The sequence below is a fragment of the Shinella sp. SUS2 genome, from assembly GCF_001262505.1.
Taxonomy (GTDB): Bacteria; Pseudomonadota; Alphaproteobacteria; order Rhizobiales; family Rhizobiaceae; genus Shinella.
Window position 1 is genome coordinate 33,313 of sequence record NZ_KQ410739.1, and the last position, 19,946, is coordinate 53,258.

General features: G+C 65.2%; 24 protein-coding genes. 2 read left to right on the plus strand and 22 right to left on the minus strand.

Features of this window, described 5'->3' with window-relative positions; all coding sequences use genetic code 11:
- Nucleotides 1-9: 9 nt before the first annotated feature.
- Together AKG11_RS24090 and AKG11_RS34670 are read right to left on the minus strand one after the other, a co-directional pair.
- A complete protein-coding gene (locus AKG11_RS24090; RefSeq protein WP_050745748.1) occupies nt 10-1,491 on the minus strand; it encodes a M81 family metallopeptidase in 1,482 nt (493 codons plus the stop codon).
- Nucleotides 1,492-1,618: 127 nt separating this feature from the next.
- Entirely contained in the window at nt 1,619-1,879 is a 261-nt protein-coding gene (locus AKG11_RS34670; protein WP_156334127.1) for a hypothetical protein, read from the minus strand.
- A 395-nt stretch (nt 1,880-2,274) separates the two neighbouring features.
- Here AKG11_RS34670 and AKG11_RS24095 point away from each other — a divergent pair, with 395 nt between their 5' ends.
- Entirely contained in the window at nt 2,275-3,138 is an 864-nt protein-coding gene (locus AKG11_RS24095) for a MurR/RpiR family transcriptional regulator (protein ID WP_050745749.1), read from the plus strand.
- A 17-nt stretch (nt 3,139-3,155) separates the two neighbouring features.
- On the opposite strand, the gene AKG11_RS24100 is transcribed toward AKG11_RS24095, so the two are convergent.
- The 15 genes from AKG11_RS24100 to AKG11_RS24170 form a co-directional block, all read right to left on the minus strand.
- A complete protein-coding gene (locus tag AKG11_RS24100; protein ID WP_024270619.1) occupies nt 3,156-3,455 on the minus strand; it encodes a DUF6522 family protein in 300 nt (99 codons plus the stop codon).
- Nucleotides 3,452-3,919, minus strand: coding sequence for a group III truncated hemoglobin (locus tag AKG11_RS24105; RefSeq protein ID WP_050745750.1), 468 nt, complete (start codon nt 3,917-3,919; stop codon nt 3,452-3,454). The genes AKG11_RS24100 and AKG11_RS24105 overlap by 4 nt, the downstream gene beginning before the upstream one ends.
- Nucleotides 3,916-4,701 (minus strand): DUF2189 domain-containing protein, encoded by a 786-nt coding sequence (locus AKG11_RS24110; RefSeq protein WP_050745751.1) that lies wholly within the window; start codon nt 4,699-4,701, stop codon nt 3,916-3,918. The genes AKG11_RS24105 and AKG11_RS24110 overlap by 4 nt, the downstream gene beginning before the upstream one ends.
- Before the next feature lie 15 nt (nt 4,702-4,716).
- Nucleotides 4,717-4,926: a hypothetical protein gene (locus AKG11_RS24115; RefSeq protein WP_050745752.1), complete on the minus strand. Its 210-nt coding sequence runs from the start codon at nt 4,924-4,926 to the stop codon at nt 4,717-4,719.
- Entirely contained in the window at nt 4,923-5,801 is an 879-nt protein-coding gene (gene ccoP / locus AKG11_RS24120) for a cytochrome-c oxidase, cbb3-type subunit III (protein ID WP_050745753.1), read from the minus strand. Before ccoP ends, AKG11_RS24115 begins: the two co-directional genes overlap by 4 nt.
- A 3-nt stretch (nt 5,802-5,804) precedes the next feature.
- Nucleotides 5,805-5,975 (minus strand): CcoQ/FixQ family Cbb3-type cytochrome c oxidase assembly chaperone, encoded by a 171-nt coding sequence (locus AKG11_RS24125; protein WP_023515681.1) that lies wholly within the window; start codon nt 5,973-5,975, stop codon nt 5,805-5,807.
- A gap of 4 nt (nt 5,976-5,979) precedes the next feature.
- On the minus strand, nt 5,980-6,711 hold the full coding sequence (gene ccoO, locus AKG11_RS24130; protein ID WP_050745754.1) for a cytochrome-c oxidase, cbb3-type subunit II: 732 nt from the start codon (nt 6,709-6,711) through the stop codon (nt 5,980-5,982).
- 2 nt (nt 6,712-6,713) lie between these two features.
- On the minus strand, nt 6,714-8,372 hold the full coding sequence (gene ccoN / locus AKG11_RS24135) for a cytochrome-c oxidase, cbb3-type subunit I (protein ID WP_024270618.1): 1,659 nt from the start codon (nt 8,370-8,372) through the stop codon (nt 6,714-6,716).
- A gap of 20 nt (nt 8,373-8,392) precedes the next feature.
- On the minus strand, nt 8,393-8,836 hold the full coding sequence (locus AKG11_RS24140) for an Rrf2 family transcriptional regulator (RefSeq protein WP_050745755.1): 444 nt from the start codon (nt 8,834-8,836) through the stop codon (nt 8,393-8,395).
- A 112-nt stretch (nt 8,837-8,948) separates the two neighbouring features.
- On the minus strand, nt 8,949-9,638 hold the full coding sequence (locus AKG11_RS24145; protein ID WP_023514675.1) for an MOSC domain-containing protein: 690 nt from the start codon (nt 9,636-9,638) through the stop codon (nt 8,949-8,951).
- Complete coding sequence (locus AKG11_RS24150) at nt 9,635-10,192, minus strand: redoxin family protein (RefSeq protein WP_050745756.1); 558 nt, start codon at nt 10,190-10,192, stop codon at nt 9,635-9,637. Before AKG11_RS24150 ends, AKG11_RS24145 begins: the two co-directional genes overlap by 4 nt.
- Before the next feature lie 155 nt (nt 10,193-10,347).
- Nucleotides 10,348-11,064, minus strand: coding sequence for a hypothetical protein (locus AKG11_RS24155; protein ID WP_050745757.1), 717 nt, complete (start codon nt 11,062-11,064; stop codon nt 10,348-10,350).
- Nucleotides 11,065-11,099: 35 nt separating this feature from the next.
- Complete coding sequence (locus AKG11_RS24160) at nt 11,100-11,753, minus strand: MarR family winged helix-turn-helix transcriptional regulator (RefSeq protein ID WP_245290303.1); 654 nt, start codon at nt 11,751-11,753, stop codon at nt 11,100-11,102.
- A gap of 146 nt (nt 11,754-11,899) precedes the next feature.
- Nucleotides 11,900-13,294, minus strand: a complete 1,395-nt coding sequence (locus tag AKG11_RS24165) for a DUF4360 domain-containing protein (RefSeq protein WP_023514679.1) — start codon at nt 13,292-13,294, stop codon at nt 11,900-11,902.
- 102 nt (nt 13,295-13,396) lie between these two features.
- Nucleotides 13,397-13,993, minus strand: coding sequence for a DUF4360 domain-containing protein (locus AKG11_RS24170; RefSeq protein WP_023514680.1), 597 nt, complete (start codon nt 13,991-13,993; stop codon nt 13,397-13,399).
- 228 nt (nt 13,994-14,221) lie between these two features.
- On the opposite strand from AKG11_RS24170, the gene AKG11_RS24175 reads away from it, so the two are divergent.
- Nucleotides 14,222-14,479, plus strand: a complete 258-nt coding sequence (locus AKG11_RS24175; protein ID WP_156334128.1) for a hypothetical protein — start codon at nt 14,222-14,224, stop codon at nt 14,477-14,479.
- 9 nt (nt 14,480-14,488) lie between these two features.
- Here AKG11_RS24175 and AKG11_RS24180 read toward each other — a convergent pair whose 3' ends face one another.
- From AKG11_RS24180 to mtnK, 5 genes are read right to left on the minus strand one after another with little or no spacing between them, the layout of a single operon-like run.
- Nucleotides 14,489-15,607 (minus strand): RuBisCO large subunit C-terminal-like domain-containing protein, encoded by a 1,119-nt coding sequence (locus AKG11_RS24180; protein ID WP_050745760.1) that lies wholly within the window; start codon nt 15,605-15,607, stop codon nt 14,489-14,491.
- On the minus strand, nt 15,607-16,608 hold the full coding sequence (locus AKG11_RS24185) for a transketolase family protein (protein ID WP_050745761.1): 1,002 nt from the start codon (nt 16,606-16,608) through the stop codon (nt 15,607-15,609). Before AKG11_RS24185 ends, AKG11_RS24180 begins: the two co-directional genes overlap by 1 nt.
- A 2-nt stretch (nt 16,609-16,610) precedes the next feature.
- Complete coding sequence (locus AKG11_RS24190) at nt 16,611-17,546, minus strand: transketolase (protein WP_050745762.1); 936 nt, start codon at nt 17,544-17,546, stop codon at nt 16,611-16,613.
- 4 nt (nt 17,547-17,550) lie between these two features.
- The gene (mtnA, locus tag AKG11_RS24195; RefSeq protein WP_050745763.1) at nt 17,551-18,645 is read right to left on the minus strand and encodes an S-methyl-5-thioribose-1-phosphate isomerase; all 1,095 of its coding nucleotides are present in this window, start codon (nt 18,643-18,645) and stop codon (nt 17,551-17,553) included.
- Nucleotides 18,642-19,913 carry an S-methyl-5-thioribose kinase gene (mtnK, locus tag AKG11_RS24200; RefSeq protein WP_050745764.1) on the minus strand — a complete coding sequence of 424 codons (1,272 nt, stop codon included), beginning with the start codon at nt 19,911-19,913 and terminating at the stop codon, nt 18,642-18,644. Before mtnK ends, mtnA begins: the two co-directional genes overlap by 4 nt.
- Nucleotides 19,914-19,946: the final 33 nt, after the last annotated feature.

Sequence of the window (19,946 nt, forward strand, 5' to 3'; positions counted from 1 at the left end):
GCGGGTGGTTCAGCTTTCAAGCCCGAGCGGATCGTTGACGCGTGGCCAGATATTTAGGCTGGCTTTTTTGTAGGGTGTCGTTGCGGGATCGGTCGGGTAGGAGGTGGGTGCGGCGACATAGACGATCTGGGAGGAGACCGGCTGGAAGCCTGCGTGGAAATGGTTGGTGGACTTGACCAGGAGGAAGGCTTTCCGGGTGAAGTCGATGCCCTGGTTGGCGAAGATGTCGGGCTCGTAGGTCTGGGTGCGGCTGGTGATCAGCACGATGTCGATCGTCGAGCCGCGCGGGCGCACGACGGCAGCAGGGCCGAGCGTCACCCGGCTGTTGCGAAAGCTCTGCCAGCCGGCGTCGAACACGGCCTGGACGGTGACGGTGAGGTCGAGCGGCTCGCCGCCCTCCGGCCCCGACTTGCCGCCGAGACGCAGCGCAAGCTCGGCACCTTCCCCCGCCGCATGGCAGAAGGAGACGGCGATGGGATCCCAGATCGTCGCCACGGCGACATTGTCCAAGCCCCGCGCCATCATGCGGCGCAGGATATAGGTGGCATCGCCCGCCACCCCGCCGCCCGGATTGTCCCAGACGTCGGCGATGACGACGGGCACGTCCGGCCGTTCGGCGCGCACGGCAAGCGCCCGGTCGAGCCCGGCCTCCGTGTCGAACATCGGCATCGCCGTCTTGTGGCGCAGGCCGTAGAGTTCGTGGCCGAGGCTTTGCGCCAGCGCCGCGCCCTTCGCCCTGTCGCCGTCGGTGACGACGACGATGCGCGTGCCCATGTCCGGCACGTCGCCGGCCATGAAGCCATGGATGACGGAGATGGAGAGGATGCCGTCCTTGCCCTCCATCGCCTTCAAGCGGTCGACGAAGGAGCGCATCGGCTCGCGGCTCGTCGGATAGATGGTGATCATGCGGCAGTCGAAGGTGGAGATGACGGGGCGGATCTCGCCGCGCAGCGTGCGCAGGGCGAGCTCGACGACATGTTCGCCGCGCTCCTCGAAGTCGGTGTGCGGGAATTCGAGGAAGGTCGCCATCAGGTCGAGATGAGCGACGCGCCGGGCGGTGAGATGGCTGTGCGGGTCGAACTCGGCGGCAACCAGCACGTCGGGCCCGACGATCGCGCGGACCCGCTCGAGCAGGTCGCCCTCCGGGTCGTCGTAGCCCTGGGCGACCATGGCGCCATGCAGGCCGAGCACGACGGCATCGACCGGCAGGGCGGCCTGCAACTCGCCGAGGATCCGGTCGCGCAGGGTCTCGAAGGTGCGGCGCTGGATGAGGCCGGCGGGCTCGGCCCAGCAGGCGGTGCCCTCGATGACGGTAAAGCCTTCGGCCCGGCCGCGCCGGCGCAGGATCGGCACGACGGAGGAGCAGAGCGTGGGCGTGTCGGGGTGCTCGCCCGGACCGGCATAGAAAGCGGCCTTGAAGGCGTTCATGTCCGTGGGGACGGGGGAGAAGGTGTTGGTCTCGGTGGCAAGCGAGGCCGTGAAGATGCGCATGGGCGTCCGTTCCGCAGGCGTCCAGGCCGGCCGATGTCCGGCCGTCATCGCCCGGCGCGTGCCGCGCCGGTGTGCCTGGCCGAACGGCAGGAAGCCGTGTTCTGGATCGCAAAGTTCCCGTCAGTGATCATCGCAGAGGCGATGTAATTTGTTTTCTCGATAATGCGGAAATTTCTTCGGAAGTCAATGGATGGGGCGCAATTTGCGCATCTTCGTGTAATCCGTTTTCTCGCAATGCAGCAAAGTGAGAAATTTTCATGATGTCTGTATCGGCGGGAGCTGCGACGACAGTGGCGATCGGGTTGAATCCCGTATCGATTTCAACTTGTTCCGCCTTGAGACGTATATTCCGGAATGGCTGGAAGCGCAGGAAAATCAGCGGCATCATGAAAATGTGGTGGCATCTGATGGGTCTGATTTTCATCGATGGTGGGCCTTCATTCCGCACCTCACGCCGATTTGAAGGCAGTGCGTAAAAATTTTTCTGAAAAACGGGCCCTGTTCTCCTGAAAATTCATGTCCTGACGTTCGGTCGAACCGGCACCGTCATGAAAATTCGCGGCACTTCCGGTAATCACTTCCCAGAATGCCTGGATATCCGGGCAGTCTGGGGCGTCTCTGCACGGCGGATAGGAAAGCACCCCGGAATGATCCGGTGAATTTCATGCGGTGGCCACCAAGCCCATTGATGCAGGCCGACACTGTGTTATGACTGGGCGAACAAGAAATTTGTTTTCATTTGCGCGCCGAACCGACGCGCCGTGCAGGGGGAGGCCGCAGCCTATGGACCTTTTTCACGCCTTGTCGGATGAGGATGGCCGGTTGTCCGGGCTCGACCGGAAGCTGGCGCAGCTCGCGCTCGACGATGTCGATTTCGTCGTCAACTCGTCGATCGGCGAGCTGGCCGACCGGGCCGGGGTGTCGCCGCCGACCGTCACGCGTTTCTGCCGTCGGCTCGGTTGCAAGGGCTATCCGGATTTCAAGGTGCAGCTCGCCAGATTGACCTATGTGGGCCTGCGCTATGTCAAGCCGGAGGTGCCGACCGAAACGCCGGAGGAAGTGGCCGAGGACATCATCGCCAAGGCGCAGAACGCCCTCTTCCAGCTGCATCGCCAACTGGATTTTGCGGCGCTCGACACCGCCGCCCGTCTGCTGCGCGGTGCCGATTTCATCCAAGCCTTTGGGGCGAGTGGCAATTCGGCGATGATCGTCAACGAGCTGCACAACCGGCTCTTCCGGCTGGGCTGCCGCATCAACGCTTCGAACGACCACAACATGAACGCGATGATCTCCGCGGCGGCCCTGCCGGGCACGGTGGTGTTCGGCTCCTCCTTCACCGGCCGCGATTCGGCGCTCGTCCACTGCCTCGAACTGCTGCGCCGGCGCGGCATTCCCACCATCGTTGTCACGCAGAGCGGCTCGCCCGTCGCGGCGGCGGCGGATGTGGTGATTGCCGTCGAAATGCCGGAGGGCAAGAATATCTTCCGGCCCACCTCCACGCGCTATGCCTATCTCGCGGTCATCGACATGCTGGCCAACCTCGTGGCCTACACTGACAGGACCAAGGCGATGAAGACGCTGCGCAGCATCAAGGAGGAACTGGTCAGCCGGCGCGACGGCGACGACCGCCAGCTCCTCGGCGACTGATCGGGCCAAACCCTCTTTCAGCGCGCGGGTTTCGGCGCTCCGGTGGAAAGCACCTCGACGCGCTGCGTGCCGACCGTACCATCGGCCTCGACGACGGCCTGCCAGCGGCGGTTGCCGCAGCGCACCGAAAGCCGCCAGCGCCCGGCATCCGCGCCTTCGCCGCGCTCGACGCGCGAGGCGACGAGGCCGCGGCGCATGTAATCGCGCAGCGTCTGCGTCGGCCAGCCGAAGCGCGCGGCGAGCATGTCGGCCGGCAGGAGGAACTCTCCTGCCTCGTCCCGGCTGAGGACGAGGGGGGTGGCATCGGCTGCACTCATGAAATTGCTTCTCGCGAAATCGGCGCGATCGCCATGGAATCCTCGCCGCGGCTGAACGCGATGGCAAGGCGGAAGGAATGCGCGATGCGCAGTGCCCGGTCAAGGAAGAGGTCGGCGACTTCAGGCGGGCAGAGCCGTTCGACGGTCATGCGGAACAGCGTGAGCCAACGGTGGAAGTGCTGCTCCCGGAGTTCGGGAATCGCGAGGTGCGGCGGCAGGGGGCGGCCCTCGTAGCGGCCGGTGCGCAGCAGCGTCGCAGACCAGAAGTCGCACATCTTGGCAAGATGCACCGGCCAGTCCTCCGGCGGGATCGCGCCGTTGAAGACCGGGCCGAGCAGCGCATCCGCGCGGATCTCGTCATAGAAACCGTGTACCACGGCATGGATCATCGCTTCGTCGAGCACTTCCGGCAACGGCTTGCCGTCGATGACGATGGTGCGGGCAGGGGCGGGGCGGCCTCTCATCGGATCGCCCTGTAGCTGCGCCAGGTGCCATGGCCGAGCAGCGGGAAGATGACGATGAGGCCGAGGAACCCTGTCGCGATGGCGACAACGGTAAGCGCCAGCACGATGGCGCCCCAGGCCAGCATGACCGGCAGGTTGCGGAAGGTCAGCGAAATGCTCGTGCCCATCGCGGTGAAGGCATCCGTCTTCTCCGCCAGCAGCATGGGAATGGCAAAGGTGCTGATGGCAAAGGAGAAGGCGGCAAAAAGCCCGCCGACCGCCGTCCCGACGACGAGCATGCCGAGCCCTTCCGGGGTGGAAAGCAGCATGGCGACGATATGGTCGAGGCCGGGAAAAGGCCGGAGCCCGACGAAGAGCGCGTAGATGATGACGGCGGCACGCATCCAGACCAGCATCAGCAGGCAGAGAATCGCGCCCGTGTACCATACCTGCGCGCCGGATTCCGTTTTCACGAAGATCATGCGCGACAGGCTTGGCGGGATGCCCTCCTCGAGGTCCCGGCTCTTGCGATAGAGGCCGATCGCCACCAGCGGGCCGACCACCATGAAGCCGGCAAGCGCGGGGAAGAGAATATAGTCGAGCTCCAGGCGGAAGAGGCCCCAGACCACCGCCAGCGACAGGAGGAAGACGGCGAAGCCGTAAGCGAGGCTCGGCAGCGGGTTGCGCCAGAGGTCGCGCCAGCCGGCGGTGAGCCAGCCGAGCGCGGCGCCGGCCGGCAGGTGGCGGCGGCGCTGTTCGGCGAGCGGCACGGGCGCGCTACCGGTCTTGTCGGTCGTTCCCATGGTATCCTTCCTCTCTTAGCAGGACGGCCGCGCGGCGCGGTACGCGCCGTCCTGGCCCTCCGTCTTCAGGTGTTGCACGCAATCGGGCTGGGATGTCAGCGCGACATAGACGAGATGCGCATTGGCGCCCGCGAAGACGGCAAGGCCGGCTGCGACGACGATGAACGCGGCGAGCCGCCCGTTGATGCGCCCGGGCCGGCGCGCTTCGCTTGCCGCGCCGCTCATCGTGCGCCTTCCGTCAGCGTGCCGACATAGAGCGCCAGCAGCTTGATATCGACCGGCGAAAGGCGGCCTTCCCAATGGGGCATATGGCCCTGCCGGCCGGAATAGACAGAGGAATAGACGGTCTGCGCGCTGCTGCCGTAGATCCACGTTGCATCGGTAAGGTCGGGCGCGCCGGCTTCCGTGCTGCCGCGACCGTCTTCACCGTGGCAGGCGACGCAGTTGGCGGTGAACACTTCCTTGCCGGCCTCGGCTGCAGCCGCGTCGGCCTCGCTCATCGGCAGGGCCGAGAGCGAGCGCACATAGGCGGCGACGGCTCGCACCTGCCTGTCGTCGAGAATGCCGTCGCGGCCGAAGGCCATCATCTGCGAGACGCGCGTCTCCTCGTTGGTGGAGTTGATACCGATGCGGATCGTCTCGGCGATGGTCTCCGGCTCACCGCCCCAAAGCCAGGCCTTCGCCGCTAGGTTGGGGAAGCCCGGCCCGCCGGTGCCGCGTGTGCCGTGGCAGGCGGCACAGTTGTCGATGAACAGCGTGCGGCCGGTCTCGCGCACATGCTGCATCAGCGTGTCGTCCGCGGCGATCTCCGCAAGGCTCGCCTCGGCGATGCGGCCGGTCCAGGCCGCACGGGCTGCGGCGGCATCCTCGACCTGCTGCGTCACGACAGTGCGCTGGTCGATGCCGAGCAGGCCCTTCGTATAGGAGACGCCGAGCGGCCAGGCCGGCATCAGGATCCAGTAGACGATGGCAAACAGCGTGGTGACGGTGAGGAAGAACAGGACGACGCGCGGGATCGGCGTGTCCAGCTCTTCGATGCCGTTCCACTCGTGCCCGGTGGTGACCCGTCCGGTTGTGGGATCGTGTCTTTCGGTTGCCATGTCCTAGTCCCCCGGCCGGTCGTCTTTGTCGAGAATGCTCGTCTTGGCGCGATCGAAGCGCTGCCGGTTGCCCGGCCAGAGCGCGTAGATCACGACGCCCGCGGCAAGCAGGATCAGGTAGAACAGGCCCCAGCTCTTGGCGAAGGCGACGACGCTGTTGTGATCGATGTCCATCGCCTCACTCCGCCGTTGCCATCTGCTGCTGCGCCGCCTTCGTCAGCTGGCCGACGATCTGGAGATAGGCGACCAGCGCGTCCATCTCGGTCAGAAGGCCGGGATTGCCGTCGAAGGCGCGCACATTGGTCGCCTCGCCGTAGCGCTCGCTGACGCCGGAAGCGCCGGCATCATCGGGGTTGGCCTGTGCACGGGTGTCGGCGGTGGCGCTTTCGATCATCGCATCCGTATAGGGCACGCCGACGGCGCGCTGGGCGGCAAGATGTTCGCCGAGATCGTCGATCCTCAGCGCATTGCGCTTCAGCCAGCCGTAGCGCGGCATGACAGATTCGGGCACCACATCGCGCGGATTGACGAGATGGGCGACATGCCAGGCGTCGGAATACTTGCCGCCGAGGCGGGCGAGGTCCGGCCCGGTGCGCTTGGAGCCCCAGAGCATCGGGTGATCGTACTTCGATTCAACGGCCAGCGAATAGGGGCCGTAGCGCTCCACCTCGTCGCGCAGCGTGCGGATCATCTGCGAGTGGCAGGCATAACAGCCCTCGCGGATGTAGAGATTGCGGCCGGCAAGCTCCAGCGGCGTGTAGAGCCGCATATCGGGCGCCTCCTCCACCGTTTCGCCGATGGTGAAGAGCGGGGCGATCTCGACGAGGCCGCCGATGGAGGCGACGCCGACGATGGCCAGAACGAAGCCGATGGCATTGCGCTCGAGCTTGCGGTGGAAGAATTCCTTCATCGTCATTCTCCTGCCTGGGCTGCGCCGGCCTTGCCGTAGAGGGGAACGTCGCCGGCCGGCTCTGCGGCACGCGCCTGTCGCGCCATGCGGATCGTCATCCAGACATTGAACGAGCAGACGACGGCGCCGGAGAGGAACAGCAAGCCCCCGAACGCGCGGGCGATGTAATAGGGATGCATGGCGACGAGGCTGTCGATGAAGGAATAGGCGAGCGTGCCGCTGTCGTTGTAGGTGCGCCACATCAGGCCCTGGATGATGCCTGAATTCCACATGGCGAAGACGTAGACGACGGTGCCGGCAAGCGCGAGCCAGAAGTGCACCTCGATCAGCCTGGGCGAATACATGCGCTCCGTCTTCCACATCCACGGCACGAGGGCGTAGAGCGAGCCGAAGGTGATCATCGCCACCCAGCCGAGTGCGCCGGCATGCACATGGCCGACGGTCCAGTCGGTATAGTGCGAGAGCGAGTTGACGGCGCGGATCGCCATGAAGGAGCCTTCGAAGGTGGAGAGCCCGTAGAACACCGCCGCGACCATCATGAAGCGCAGGGTCGCGTCGTCACGCACCCGGTGCCAGGCGCCGTTGAGCGTCGCGAGTGCGTTGCCGGCGGATGCCCAGGACGGCACCAGCAGCACGATGGAGAAGGTCATCCCGAGGGTCTGCACCCATTGCGGCAGGGCCGTGTAGTGCAGGTGGTGCGCGCCCGCCCACATATACATGAAGGTGATGCCCCAGAAGCTGATGATCGAGAGGCGATAGGAGAAGATCGGCCGCTCGGCGCGCTTCGGCAGGTAGTAGTACATCATGCCGAGGAAGCCGGCCGTCAGGAAGAAGGCGACGGCGTTGTGGCCGTACCACCATTGCGTCATGGCGTCCTGCACGCCCGCGAAGAGCGAATAGCTCTTGGCATGGCCGAAGGAGACGGGCACGGCGAGGTTGTTGACGATATGCAGCACCGCCACGACCAGGATGAAGGCCATGTAGTACCAGTTGGCGACATAGATATGCGGTTCCTTGCGGCGCTGCAGCGTACGGATGTAGATGAAGAAATAGACGACCCAGACGACGACCAGCCAGATATCGGCATACCATTCCGGTTCGGCATATTCCTTCGACTGCGTCATGCCCATCAGGTAGCCGGTGGCGGCGACGAGACAGAAGAGATTGTAGCCGATCAGCACGAACCACGGGCTGAACTGGTCGGGCAGTCGCGCGCGACAGGTGCGCTGGAGCACGTGGAAGGAGGTGGCGATCAGCGCATTGCCGCCAAAGCCGAAGATGACACCCGACGTGTGCACCGGCCGGAGGCGTCCGAAGCTTGCCCAGGCACTGTCGACGAAGGTCAGTTCCGGCCAGGCGAGCAGTGCGGCGACCCAGACGCCGACGAACATGCCGACCACCGCCCAGGCGAGCGACAGGATGATGCCGACCCGCGTCGGGTCGTCATAATATTCGGAAAGCCGGCTTTCCGGCGGCTCCGGGGAAAAGAGTGCGGAGAGCACGACGAAGCCGAGGCCGACGCTGAAGACCAGCACGATATAGCCGTGCACGGCCAGCGGATCACCCCGCCCGGCCACTGCCATGGCGAGCCCCGTCAGGGCGAGCGCGCCGAGCACGAAGAGGGCCAGATGGCGCTCCGAAACCGTCAATCCCGATATCATCGATATCTCCTCTTCGCGTTTCACGCCGCTTCGGCAATGCCGAGCAGCGGACCGAGCGCGGCCCTGTTGCGGACAATATCCTCAAGCGTGTATTTGTCGAGGACTGCAAGGAATGCGGCAAGCGCCTCGTGCAGCATGCCCTTCAGCCGACAGGCCGGCGATATGGCGCAGGCCCGCCCGCCTGCCTGCATGCATTCGGCCAGCGAGAATTCCTCTTCCGTCGCCCGGACCAGCGCGCCGACTGGGATGTCGGCCGGCGCCTTCGCCAGCCGGATGCCGCCCGCCCGCCCGCGCGTCGTCTCGATGAGGCCGAGATCGCGCAGGGTCTGCGCCACTTTCAGGAGGTGGTTGCGCGAAAGCCCGTAGGCCTCGGCGACGTCGTTCACCGTGCGCACGCCATCCGGCCGCGTCGCCACGTAGATCAGCATGCGCAGGGCATAGTCCGTGTGAAGCGTCATCCGCATGTCTTCGTCTCCCGCTCGGGCATAAAAAGGTATCTTGAGTACCACTTTTAACGCAAGCCCTGACCGGCCGAAAGTGCAATAGCGTCGCAGGGCCGGGAAGCCCTGCATTGGGTCAGGCGGAGCCGGTGAGGCGCTTCGTCCAGTCCTCGACCCGGTTACTTTCCAACCGGCGCGCGGCGTGGCTGCGCCAGCTCTCGGCAAGGCGTTCGAGCGCGGCGATGCCGGCAAGTTCCGAGCGGTTGAGCGGATCGATATAGAAGGCGCGCCAGATGCGCGTCAGCGTCCATTCCGGCGCGCGACGCTCGCGCAGGACGAGGCGGTCGGCGGGCGAGACGGTGCCGGGCGTGAGCACCCGATAGTACCAGCCGGTCCGCCCGGTCGACTGCACCAGGCGCGCCATCTCCGTCCGGCCGAAACGCTCGTTCAGCTTCCAGCAGGGCTGCCGCCCCTGGCTGACCTCGAGGACCGCGGAGCCGAGCTCGAAGACGTCGCCGATCGCCACCATGCTCTCCGTCAGCCCGGTCGTCGAAAGGTTCTCGCCAAAGGCGCCGGGGCCGGCGAGAAGCGGATGCGGCCCGAGATCGCTCGCCCAGTCGGCATAGTGCTCGAAGGGATAGTGATGCACCGCCTTTTCCAGTCCGCCGTGCCGTACCGTATCGCCCTGCGCGTCGCCGGCAAAACCGGTCTCGGTCAGCGCAAGCGCATGGCCGACCGGCGATTTCACGATGCCGCTTGGCACGCCGCGTGCACCCAATGGCGCGACCTTGCCGATGCGCAGGCTGAGCAATGCAAGTTCCGTCATGGCGTGACAACCGACGGTGTCGATACGGCGCAGCGGCCGTCGGCGCAGGTGCCGTCCTCGGCCGCGGCGGACTGTACCGGGGCCGCGGAAAGCGCCATGGCGATCCGTGCTCCGACGGCGATGTCGTCCTCCACGCCGAACGCCTGGTGCAGGATTGTGCCGTCGCGTCCGATCAGCACGGAGGAGGGTGTTCCGCGCAGCCTGAAGCGCTGCATCGTCACCGGAATATCTGATCCCTCTGCGGCCTTGTCGATGCCAACAGGGGATTTCAGCCGGTACTCGTGGAGGAATGCTTCGAGGGTGACCGGCGACATGGCTGCATGGTGCTCGAAGACCGTGTGGATGCCGATGACCTGCAGATCCGTATGGGCAAAGACGCGCTCGATGCGCTGGACCTGCGGAATGGCCTGCGCGACGCAGCCGGGGCAGAGGAGCTGGAAACTGTGCAGGAAGACCGGCCGCCCGCGCAGGCCGGCCAGTGTCAGCGGGACCGGCGTGTTGAACCATTCGCTGATCGCAAGTTCCGGAGCAAACGCTGTCTCAGGCGCGGTCATTGGCGCCTCCCGGTATGGTGGCTCTGGCCGGGCCGTGCGTGCCCGTTGCATCGCAGGGGCCTGTGAGGGTAAATCTCGGCATGTTCTTTCCTTTCATTTGCCTGGAGGGGAGGAATGGCCGGTCCGGCAATGGCAGTTGCCGGACCGGCACCGGGTCATTCTGCCGGCACGACCTTGCCGGGCAGGCTGAGATCGCCCGAGGCCACCTTGAACACGTTGCTGACGCATAGCAGCGGCGCATGCAGGTTGCCGTTGACCTTCAGACCTGCCGTCACGCCGTCGAACGAAGCCCCCTTGATGCCGCCAATCAGCGAGAGGGGAATGGCCACATCCACCGTATCGCCCTTGAAGCTGGTCGGATATTCCGGGCTGTCGATGAGGAGCGGAACGCCAGGCCAGGTCTCAGGCACTTTCGGCTTGGTGCCTTCCGGAATGTCGATGACCTTGAGGCCGCCGCCGCAGGCCTTGTCCTCGGCCAGCACCACCCAGTGCGGATGCCAGACATGGCGGTTCTTGCCGCCCTTGGCCGCATCGTCGAAATCCGGATGGAAGGTGACGGCGAGCGCGACGATGCCCTGGCCCTTGTCGAAGCCGATTTCACCGCTGTCGAGGCTCGTCGGCCAGACATAGGCGTAGACGCTGGAGCCTTCGAACTTGCCCGTCGCATCGGGCTTGTCCTTGCCTGCTTCGCCGCGCACGCGGGTGGTGAAGATCGCGCTGTCGCCCTTGGTGACGATCGTCGTTTCGATAATGTCGAATGCGGCCTGTACCGCCTCGGCGGGCTCTGCCTTGATGGAATGGGCGGAGGCTGTCGTCAGCCATAGCAAAGCCGTTCCGGCGGCGAGTGCCCCGGTTGCAAATCTGCCGAACATGATGGTCTTCCTTTCGTTTGCCTGGAGGGTTGGGATTATCCCGTCTGAAAGGCATCCCAGGTGGCAGCCCGGGATGCGGGATCGGCTTCATCGTGATCGCGGCAATCGACGCGCAGCTCGCGCTGGCCGAAGGCGGCATCGACGAAATGACAGTGATGGGGGCGCGCGGGATCCGCATGCGCGAAGGGCGCGAAGTGGCGACAGGTCACGCACATGCGCTGGACGGGGATCGCCTCCGCCACCTGTAGCTGCCGGATCATCTTGACGAGGGCGAGAAGCAGCGCTTCCTGCTCGTGTTCGTCGAGCGCGCCGAGGGCCTCGGCGGCAAGGCCATCGCCGGTATCCGAGGCTGCAAGGGCTGCAAGGCCCGCCGCCGTCGGCACCACGCGCACCGCGCGCCGGTCGCCCGCCTCCGGCCGCTTCTCCAGATAGGCCTTGCGCTCCAGGGCGTTGATCGAATCCGTCGCCGTCGGCTGCGAAACGCCGAGATGGGCGGCAATCTCGCGCACGCTGAGACCGTCCACCCCGCGTCCTTCCAGCAGCGTCAGGATGGCGAGCTGCGTCGGGTTGAGCCTGCTTGCCTTCGACCGGTTCCACTCGTCGATGCGCATGGCCATGCCGACGCGGGAAAGACCTTCGCGAAGGCGCTCGGTGATCGAATGGGGGTCCTTGATCGTTTCCATGCGCATAATATATAGGACTCCTATATATCTTCAAGGGCGCCATGAAAATTGTTCAGGCCGCCATGCGGGTGGCGGCCTGACGGTGTACGTGAAGGCGGGGCATGAGGCTCGGGCTGTGCCGGTCCCTGATCATACGCGTCGCATGGTCGGCGTCAGAACGACGCCTTCAGCTGGCCGCCGATGTTCCAGTCCGGCTTGTCGTTTTCGCGGAACGTCGCGGAAACTGCTGTGTCGAGCTGCCAGCGTTCGTCGAACTTCCAGCCGACGCGTCCGCCGAGCGTCGCGAAATTCTGGTCGTCCGCATTGCCCCTGGCGTCGCCGACCCAATCGACTGAGGCTTTTGCGCCGTTCTTTCCGGCGAAGGTGCGGCCGACCGCGCCGAGGATCGTGTAGTCGAGCCTTTCGTCCAGCCTGCGGCTCCAGGCGAACTCCGCGCTCACCGTGTCCGAGGCGGAGCGACCACCCTTGATATGGCCCGCGAAGAGGTTCTTGCCGGAGGCATCCTCGTCATAACCGTCAAGGTCGAGCCAGGAGCGGGTGAAGCGCGTGGAGAGTGCGAATTCGTTCGCGGCATCCGGTGCATAGATCACGCCGGCCCGCCCATAGGCGCTGAACAGCGAACCGGAGGCGTTGCCGCTGGCGAAGACGATCGAATCGAGATTCTGGTAGCTGCGCGAGAACGAGGCCGAGATGTCGGGCGATCCCCAGGCGCCGACTTCGCCGAAGGCGCGCCAGGTGGCCTGCGGGCTCGTATAGCGCACCGCACCGGCAAAGAGGCCGAGCGTGTCGAGCGCGACATCGGTGCGGTTCGCATGAACCATGGCGGCACCGCCGAGAACGCTGACGCCGCTGCCTGCCTCCCAGCGCCCGTTGAAGCCGGCAGCCGCATCCGAGCTTGCGAAGGCGGCGACATAGCTGCCCTCGTCGAAACGGCTCTGCTGGCCGAGCAGGTTCTGCGCGGTGTCCATCAGGTCGAGCGCGATGGACTGCCGCTGGCGGGCGATCTGGTCGAGCGAGGCGACGACCGAGGCCGTGGTCGTGTAGCCGATGCGGGCGAAATCGATGGAATCGATCGCCAGCGTGGATTCGAAGCCGTTTTCGTCGAGCGGCCCGCTCGCGCCGAGGATCACGGCGAGATCGAGCGTTTCCGAGCCCGAAACGCCCACTTTGTCGGAAATGGCGACATCGTCCTGCAGAGGTCCCTTGATCTCGTATTGCAGGATCTTCTTGCCGTCCTGCGTGGTGCGCAGCGAGGCGGTCTGGCCGTCCTCGGTCGTCGTGAAGCCGCGATAGTCTACGGCGTAGACGGTATGCCCGCCCGGCTGGGTCACGGGCACGGACAGCTTGCAGGTCGTGGTCGTGCGCTTCTTGCCCGATGCACCGCCGGCCGTCGCGGAAAAATCGTCGAAGAGAATGCTCGTCGCATTGCCATCGGGGGAATGCGTTGCGGAAAACGTTCCGTCGGCACAGCCGTTTGCCGCGTGGGCGAGCCCCGGAAGCGGGATCGAGGCGGCGGCGAGGAGGGCGAGGCGGATCGGAAGACGCATACGAAAATTCCCTGGATGCAGGCCGGGCGGCGAGGGCGCCGCCCGGTTCATGAAGGCGCAGGATAGGGCGTTTTCCCTTTCAGGAAACGCACCAGACTGGATTTAGCGGCACTTGCGCCACTGCAGCTGATAGATGATCGCGGCCTTCACGTCCTGCGTATCGACTGTCGCCATCGCTTCCTGGCCACGCGTCGTGTTGACGCGGATGCTGGAGTTGGTGCGCAGGTTGACGTCCTCGCCGCAGGCCGACCAGACCAGCGATTCCGCCGTCAGCTTGTTGGAGATCAGATAGTCTTTCTCCTGCGGGCCGGTAAAGGTCTGGCGGAAAGCCGGGCCGCGCGTGCCGGCGAAGAAGTATTCGACGTTGAACTGCGAGCGGGCGCCGCGCGGCAGCTGGTTGAAGCCGCGATAGTCGATGGCGAGCACCGAGACGCTGCGGCCCTGCGGCACATGAACCGGGATCGCGACGTTGCAGGTCTTGCGGTCGAAGGACTTTCCGGTCTCGCCACCGGCTTCCACGACGTACTCGTCGAACAGCAGGCTGAGAGCCTTGCCGTCCGGGCTCAGGGTTGCGGCGACGCTGTTGGCCGGGCAGCCGCTGCCGCCGTAGCCGGGCGTGCCGAGCGAGATGTCATCCGCCTGGGCATGGGCAGCCGTGGCAAGAAAGAGAGATGCAAGCAGGATACCAGCGGTTTTCATGGAATTTCCTCGATTTCGAACCGAACCTGACGTTCGTTCAAGATATGACAGCGGCGACCTGAACCGTCTCTGAGCACTGCGTTCATTCTGGAGTCATCCGGCTTGTGGCAATCTGTACGCTACGCAGTTAACAGCGTTTTAAAGAAAAATGTCCGTAAACGAGCCTTTAAAGGGCAAAACCGTGGCAGGCCGTCTGCTTGGGCCTGTTCGAATGCAAGGAGAAGCGAAATGCGCATTGTCCCTGGCGTTCCAAGGATGTTGCTGATCGTGCTGGCAGCCGGTGCCGTGCTTACCGGTTGCACCACGGAACGTGCGCCGGATGTGCGCCCCGGCTATTCCGGCTCGGTCTCGCCGGCGATGCGGGCGCATCAGCGCCGACAGGCGATTCGCGCCGAGGAGGGCGGCTACCGGCGGCTCTACCGCCCGCGGGATTGCCGCTACGGCGCGCGCCCCTGTGGTGGCTATGCGACGTTCAACCCGTCCTGAGCCGCAAGGTCAGGCATAGACCGCTTCGGCAAGTCGCCGGCAGCCATCGACGAGGTTCGGTTCCTGCAGCAAAGCGCCGCCGACGAGATACACGACGTCCTTGCCGTAGACCGCGCGCATATCAGGCACGCGGGCGAAGTTCACGCCGCCGCCGGGTGTCGGCGCACTCGCTTTCGGCCCACCCGTCCCGGTGCTGCAGGCCTCGGCAATCGACCGGCATTCTTCCCGGGTGAAGCCGAAACGGCCGCCGAAATTCGGAAAGACCACCGCGTCAGCGCCCATCAGCCGGTGTAATGTGCCGTAGAAGGCACGGTGCGAGAAGCCGCAATCCGGCGAAACGACATTCGCGCCGGAAAAGGCGGGGTGCGCGACGATGGGCAGGGAAAAATCCGGATCCGCGGCGAGCGTGCGCGCCACGTCGTAGCCGGCAAGCGCCGGGGCGATCATGACGGCGCCCGCGCCGGCGGCCTCCGCCTCCTTCGCCCGTTCGAGGATCACGCCCGCAGGGCCGGTAATGTTGGGCACGAAGCTCGTGCGCCCGCCGCTCTTGGCATTCGCCTCGCCGACCGCCTCGATGCAGGCCTTCAGCCGCTCGGAGAAGGGCGCGGTCTTCTGATCAACGAGCCCATGATCGTCCTTCACGTAGTGCATGCCGCCGAGCGCGAAATCATGGGCGAGCCGGGCGAGTTCAGCAGTGGAAAGGCCGACGGGCTTGATCGCCGACATGAGGAGCGGCACATCGTCAACCCCGGCGCGTGCGCGCAAGCCCTCAATGCCATGGCGCGGCCCCCCGCAAAGCGAAAGCAGACCCGGTGAGAGGCCGATATCCTCGACCTTGAGGCCTGGTTTGATCGAGCTGTTGCCGAAGACGATGTTGAGGAACTGCAGGAAATCACCCCCGACATCGTCCTCGGAATAGGAGATCGTCGCGAGGAAGCCCGCGCGCCCGTCCGGAGCCTTTTCCAGCGTCTCCAGCCTGCCGAGGATCTCGTCCTCCACATAGCCCTTCGGCACCACGTCGCGCGGGATCTCGACCGTCTGCTCCAGCGCGATGTCGAGCGCCCGCATCTTCGCCTCCGCCGCATCGGCAGCGCGGACGAAATAGCGGACGGTGAAGCGCGGCGCCATCAGAGCGCCTCGGCTTTCTGGGCCGAATGCACATGGTCGAGGCGCACCTCTGCCAGTTCCTCCTCGCCGATATCGAGCGTCTTGCCGAGCAGCGCCTCGATGGCCGCGACGAGCGCGCCGGCGTCGAGCCCGTATTTCTTCATGAGATAGGGTTTTGACGCGCCATGGGCGAAAGTATCATTGAGGCCGAGGCGCTTAAGGCGGATGCCCAGCCCTTCCTCGGCAAGGATTTCCGCCACCAGCGAGCCGAGGCCGCCGACGATCGTATGGTTTTCCAGCGTGACGATGCCCTTCTTGCCGCGGGCAGCCTTCAGGAGGCCGTCCCGGTCGAAGGGTTTCAGCGTCGAGGCGTGCAGGTGGTGCACGCCGAGGCCGCGCGTTTCCAGCGGCTGGATCGCACGCAAAACTTCCTCCGTGCAGACGCCGGAGGAGACGACGAGAATGTCGTCGCCTTCCGAAAGCGTGCGCAGCCTGTTGAATTCGAAGGGCGTCGAGAAGAGGCGGGGCACCTCGCCGCGCAGGACGCGCACATAGACCGGCCCGTCGATGCTGTCGGCGACGTCGAGCACGGTCTCGACTTCGGTCGCGTCCCCTGTTTCGAGGATCGTCATGTTCGGCACGGCCCGCAGCACGGCGATGTCCTCGATCGCCTGGTGCGTGATGCCGCCGGGTGTGGTGATGCCGGGCAGAAAGCCCATCAGCCGTACCTTGCGGTTGGAGTAGGCGATGGAATTGATCAGCTGGTCATAGGGCCGGCGGTAGAGAAAGACCGAGAAAGTGTGCAGGAACGGCCGGAACCCCTGCATGGCAAGGCCGCCGGCGAAGGACAGCATGTTCTGCTCCGCCATGCCGAGCGACAGGAACTGGTCCGGATGCCGGTCGCGAAAACCGTCAACCTCGCAGGAAGAGGTGAGATCGGCGGAAAGGCAGAGGACCTCCGGCCTTGCGCTGGCGAAGGCCTCGAATGCCCTGGCATAGGGGCGGTTGACGATTTCGACCATGGTCAGGCCCCTTCCATCGCGTTCACATCGACGCCGAGTTCTACGGCGAGCGCTGCCTGCATTTCCAGCCGCTCCTCCGCGCTCTTGAAGCGGACATAGTGCAGGCGCGGAAAACGCTTCTTGAGAAAATCCATGCCCTGATAGGGCGAGGTGTTGGCGAGGATGACGAGTGGCTTGCCGGCCTCGGCGCTGTCCGCTGCAGCGCGCAGCGCCCCGAGATCATGGCCATCCACCGAGCGGCAGGTGACGCCGAAGGCGGCGACCCGGGCGGCAAGATCGCCGAGATCGAGCACGGAGGACATCGCTCCGTCGCATTGCTGGCGGTTCACATCGACGATGACACGGATATTGTCGATTCTGTGGTAGCTCATCGCTGCAAGGCATTCCCAGGTCTGGCCCTCCTGGAATTCGCCATCGGACATGTAGACCCAGACCTTGCCGGGCTCCTTTTTCCGAAGCCGCGCGAAGGCGACGCCCGAGGCCATGGAAAGGCCCTGTGCCAGCGAGCCTGTCGTCACTTCCATGCCGGGGCTGTGCTCGGCGCCGATCATCTCGACCGAACCGCCATCCTTGTTGAAATGGTCGAGTGCATGCTCGTCCATGCGGCCGGTCTCGATCAGCGCAGAGTATATGACGAGCGCATAATGGGCGGGCGAGATGAAGAGGCGGTCGAATTCAGGCCCGATCGGGCCATGGTAGCCGGCGCCGGTGAAGGCATCCGGATTGTGCGCCGAGGGCACGCCGCGGAAGGGCAGCGGCACCTTCGGCAGCGTCGGTTCTCCGAGCTTCAAAAACTCGTTGTAGAGCAGGGCCAGGCTCTCGGCGGCCGAGCAGGCCTGGCTGAGATAGCCGCCATTGTTCTTCATCGTGTGGAAGAAGACGCGCCGGCGGATGCCGAGCGCGATGTCCTCGGTGGATTTCTCGTTCGTAAGGCTCATCGTCTCAGCTCCGTTCGGGGAAGAGCGCCTTCAGGCCCTCGGGCGAAGGCGTGGCGATGCCGCGCTCGGTGATGAGGCCGGTGATGAGGCGCGCCGGCGTGACATCGAAGGCGGGGTTCGCCGCCGGGCTGCCTTCGGGCGAGATGCGCACGCTGGCGATCGAGCCGTCGGCCGCGCGGCCCTGCACGAAGCTCACCTCGTCGCCGGCCCGCTCCTCGATCGGGATTTCCTTGATGCCATCACGCACCGTCCAGTCGATGGTGGGCGAGGGGAGCGCTACATAGAAGGGCACATTGTTGTCGCGTGCGGCGAGCGCCTTCAGATAGGTGCCGATCTTGTTGCAGACGTCGCCGTTCGCCGTGGTGCGGTCGGTGCCCACGATGACCATGTCGACATCGCCGTGCTGCATGAGATGACCGCCGGCATTGTCGACGATCAGCGTGTGCGGCACGCCGTGACCGTTCATCTCCCAGGCGGTGAGATAGGCACCCTGGTTGCGCGGCCGCGTTTCGTCGACATAGACGTGAACGGGGATGCCTTCCTCGACAGCCATGTAGATCGGCGCGGTCGCGGTGCCGTAGTCGACGGTGGCCAGCCAGCCGGCGTTGCAATGGGTGAGGATACGCACCGGCTCGCCCGGTTTTTTCTTGGCCGCGATCTTACGGATCACGTCGAGGCCGTTGGCGCCGATGGCGCGGTTGAGCTCGACATCCTCCTCCGCGATCTCCGCCGCGCGCTTGTAGGCGGCGGCTGCGCGTTCGCCTTCCGGCAGCGGACGCAGATGATCGCGCATCGCGTTCAGCGCCCAGCGCAGGTTGATGGCGGTCGGGCGCGTTTCGTTGAGTTCCTCCCAGACGGCGTCGAGATGCGCATCCGACGGGTCCTTCGCCATGGCGATGGCGACGCCGTAGGCGGCGGTGACGCCGATCAGCGGCGCGCCGCGCACCCACATGTCGCGGATCGCCGTGGCAATGTCGGCGACGGTCTTCAGCGTCACGACGCGGAATTCATGCGGCAGCCAGCGCTGGTCGATGATGTCGACGGCGCGGCCGTCCTCGTTCAGCCAGATCGTATGGTAGTGGCGTTCTCCGACTTTCACGCGAGAATCTCCTTTTCAAGCCGCTCCACGGTCTCGCGGATGTCGCGAAGGCTGTGGATGCGCTGCCGGTTGACGGCGAGGTGACGCCCGAGTTTCAGCGCCTTGGTTTCGCAGGGCGCGCGGCGATCGGGGTCGGCGATGGTTTCGAAATCGGCGTTGTGGGCAAGGCCGAGGATGCGGCGGTGGATCTCGACACCGGCGAAGCCCAGCATCTCGCACCAGATCTCGTCGATGACGATATTGAGAGCCTGCTCAGCGGCAAGCGGGTCGCCGCGATCCTCGAAGAGGCTTGCCTGATAGAGGATGCCGCGGCGCTCCGTGCGCCAGAGATGGGCGAATTCGGCCCGGAATGTTTCCCAGAGCCTCTCGATCGTGTCGAGCAGGTAGGCGCGCACATCGTCGCGCGCGCCGGGCGCCGTCTCGTGGCCTGCCTGCGAAAAATAGCTCATCCAGAAATTGGCGATCAGCATTCCGACGTCGAAGCTGATCGGGCCGTAGAAGGCGAATTCCGGGTCGATGACCCGTGTCTCGTCATCCGTCACCATGACGGAGCCGGTGTGCAGGTCGCCATGGCAGAGCGTTTCGGCCTTGGCGGAGAAGAGGTGTTTCAGCCGTTGCGCCTCCACCTTGAGGTCGCGGTCGGCGCGCAGTTCCGCGACGATGGGGTCGAGCTGCGGTGTCGTGTGGCGGTTCAGAGCGGCCTCGAAATAGGGATCGGAAAAGACGAGGTTTTCCGTGATGTCGCAGAGTTCGACATTGTCGGAGAACAGCGCGAGATCCGCCTTCTTCTCCCGCGTCGGCATGGAAAGATCCGAGCCGCGGAACAGCGTGCGGGCGGCAAAAAGCCCAAGGTCGCGGCCGATTTTCGGCAGTTGACGCCCGTCGATCAACGCACGCCTCAGGATAACGTGCGGTGCCAGGTATTCCATGACGATGAGCGCCTGCGCCTCATCGAAGAAGAGGATTTCCGGCACCATGCCCGGATCGCGCGCGGCCTGCCGTGTCAGCGCGTGATACTCGAAGAAAGAGCGCTTCAGCGGCAGCGGCCAGCTTTCGCCGACCAGCCGCACATAGGGCAGCGCCTGCTTGACGATCGCCGCACCCGTATCGCCCGTCACGATGAAGACGAGATTGAGGTTGCCGTCGCCGACCTCCTTGACGGTCCAGCGGGAAAAATCTGCGCCGATCTTTTCCTTCAGGGCAGCGTTGCCGCTCAGCCGATCCGGCAATGTCTCGGCGCTCAGCGCTGCGAAGACCTGGCTTTCCATGTGCTTCTCCTCCTCGGCAGGACACGGCCTCCA

Bases quoted from the DNA above. Each gene is read 5' to 3' on its own strand.
- AKG11_RS24155 (WP_050745757.1), bottom strand. From the start codon at position 11,064: ATGTTCGGCAGATTTGCAACCGGGGCACTCGCCGCCGGAACGGCTTTG.
- AKG11_RS24090 (WP_050745748.1), bottom strand. From the start codon at position 1,491: ATGCGCATCTTCACGGCCTCGCTTGCCACCGAGACCAACACCTTCTCC.
- AKG11_RS24110 (WP_050745751.1), bottom strand. From the start codon at position 4,701: ATGGGAACGACCGACAAGACCGGTAGCGCGCCCGTGCCGCTCGCCGAA.
- AKG11_RS24160 (WP_245290303.1), bottom strand. From the start codon at position 11,753: ATGCGCATGGAAACGATCAAGGACCCCCATTCGATCACCGAGCGCCTT.
- AKG11_RS24105 (WP_050745750.1), bottom strand. From the start codon at position 3,919: ATGAGAGGCCGCCCCGCCCCTGCCCGCACCATCGTCATCGACGGCAAG.
- AKG11_RS24115 (WP_050745752.1), bottom strand. From the start codon at position 4,926: ATGAGCGGCGCGGCAAGCGAAGCGCGCCGGCCCGGGCGCATCAACGGG.
- AKG11_RS24180 (WP_050745760.1), bottom strand. From the start codon at position 15,607: ATGGCGCCGCGCTTCACCGTCCGCTATTTCGTCCGCGCTGCCGATGCG.
- AKG11_RS24095 (WP_050745749.1), top strand. From the start codon at position 2,275: ATGGACCTTTTTCACGCCTTGTCGGATGAGGATGGCCGGTTGTCCGGG.
- AKG11_RS24100 (WP_024270619.1), bottom strand. From the start codon at position 3,455: ATGAGTGCAGCCGATGCCACCCCCCTCGTCCTCAGCCGGGACGAGGCA.
- AKG11_RS34670 (WP_156334127.1), bottom strand. From the start codon at position 1,879: ATGATGCCGCTGATTTTCCTGCGCTTCCAGCCATTCCGGAATATACGT.
- AKG11_RS24125 (WP_023515681.1), bottom strand. From the start codon at position 5,975: ATGGACATCGATCACAACAGCGTCGTCGCCTTCGCCAAGAGCTGGGGC.
- ccoO (WP_050745754.1), bottom strand. From the start codon at position 6,711: ATGAAGGAATTCTTCCACCGCAAGCTCGAGCGCAATGCCATCGGCTTC.
- AKG11_RS24165 (WP_023514679.1), bottom strand. From the start codon at position 13,294: ATGCGTCTTCCGATCCGCCTCGCCCTCCTCGCCGCCGCCTCGATCCCG.
- mtnK (WP_050745764.1), bottom strand. From the start codon at position 19,913: ATGGAAAGCCAGGTCTTCGCAGCGCTGAGCGCCGAGACATTGCCGGAT.
- AKG11_RS24185 (WP_050745761.1), bottom strand. From the start codon at position 16,608: ATGGTCGAAATCGTCAACCGCCCCTATGCCAGGGCATTCGAGGCCTTC.
- AKG11_RS24145 (WP_023514675.1), bottom strand. From the start codon at position 9,638: ATGACGGAACTTGCATTGCTCAGCCTGCGCATCGGCAAGGTCGCGCCA.
- AKG11_RS24150 (WP_050745756.1), bottom strand. From the start codon at position 10,192: ATGACCGCGCCTGAGACAGCGTTTGCTCCGGAACTTGCGATCAGCGAA.
- AKG11_RS24175 (WP_156334128.1), top strand. From the start codon at position 14,222: ATGCGCATTGTCCCTGGCGTTCCAAGGATGTTGCTGATCGTGCTGGCA.
- AKG11_RS24190 (WP_050745762.1), bottom strand. From the start codon at position 17,546: ATGAGCCTTACGAACGAGAAATCCACCGAGGACATCGCGCTCGGCATC.
- AKG11_RS24170 (WP_023514680.1), bottom strand. From the start codon at position 13,993: ATGAAAACCGCTGGTATCCTGCTTGCATCTCTCTTTCTTGCCACGGCT.
- AKG11_RS24140 (WP_050745755.1), bottom strand. From the start codon at position 8,836: ATGCGGATGACGCTTCACACGGACTATGCCCTGCGCATGCTGATCTAC.
- ccoP (WP_050745753.1), bottom strand. From the start codon at position 5,801: ATGGCAACCGAAAGACACGATCCCACAACCGGACGGGTCACCACCGGG.
- ccoN (WP_024270618.1), bottom strand. From the start codon at position 8,372: ATGATATCGGGATTGACGGTTTCGGAGCGCCATCTGGCCCTCTTCGTG.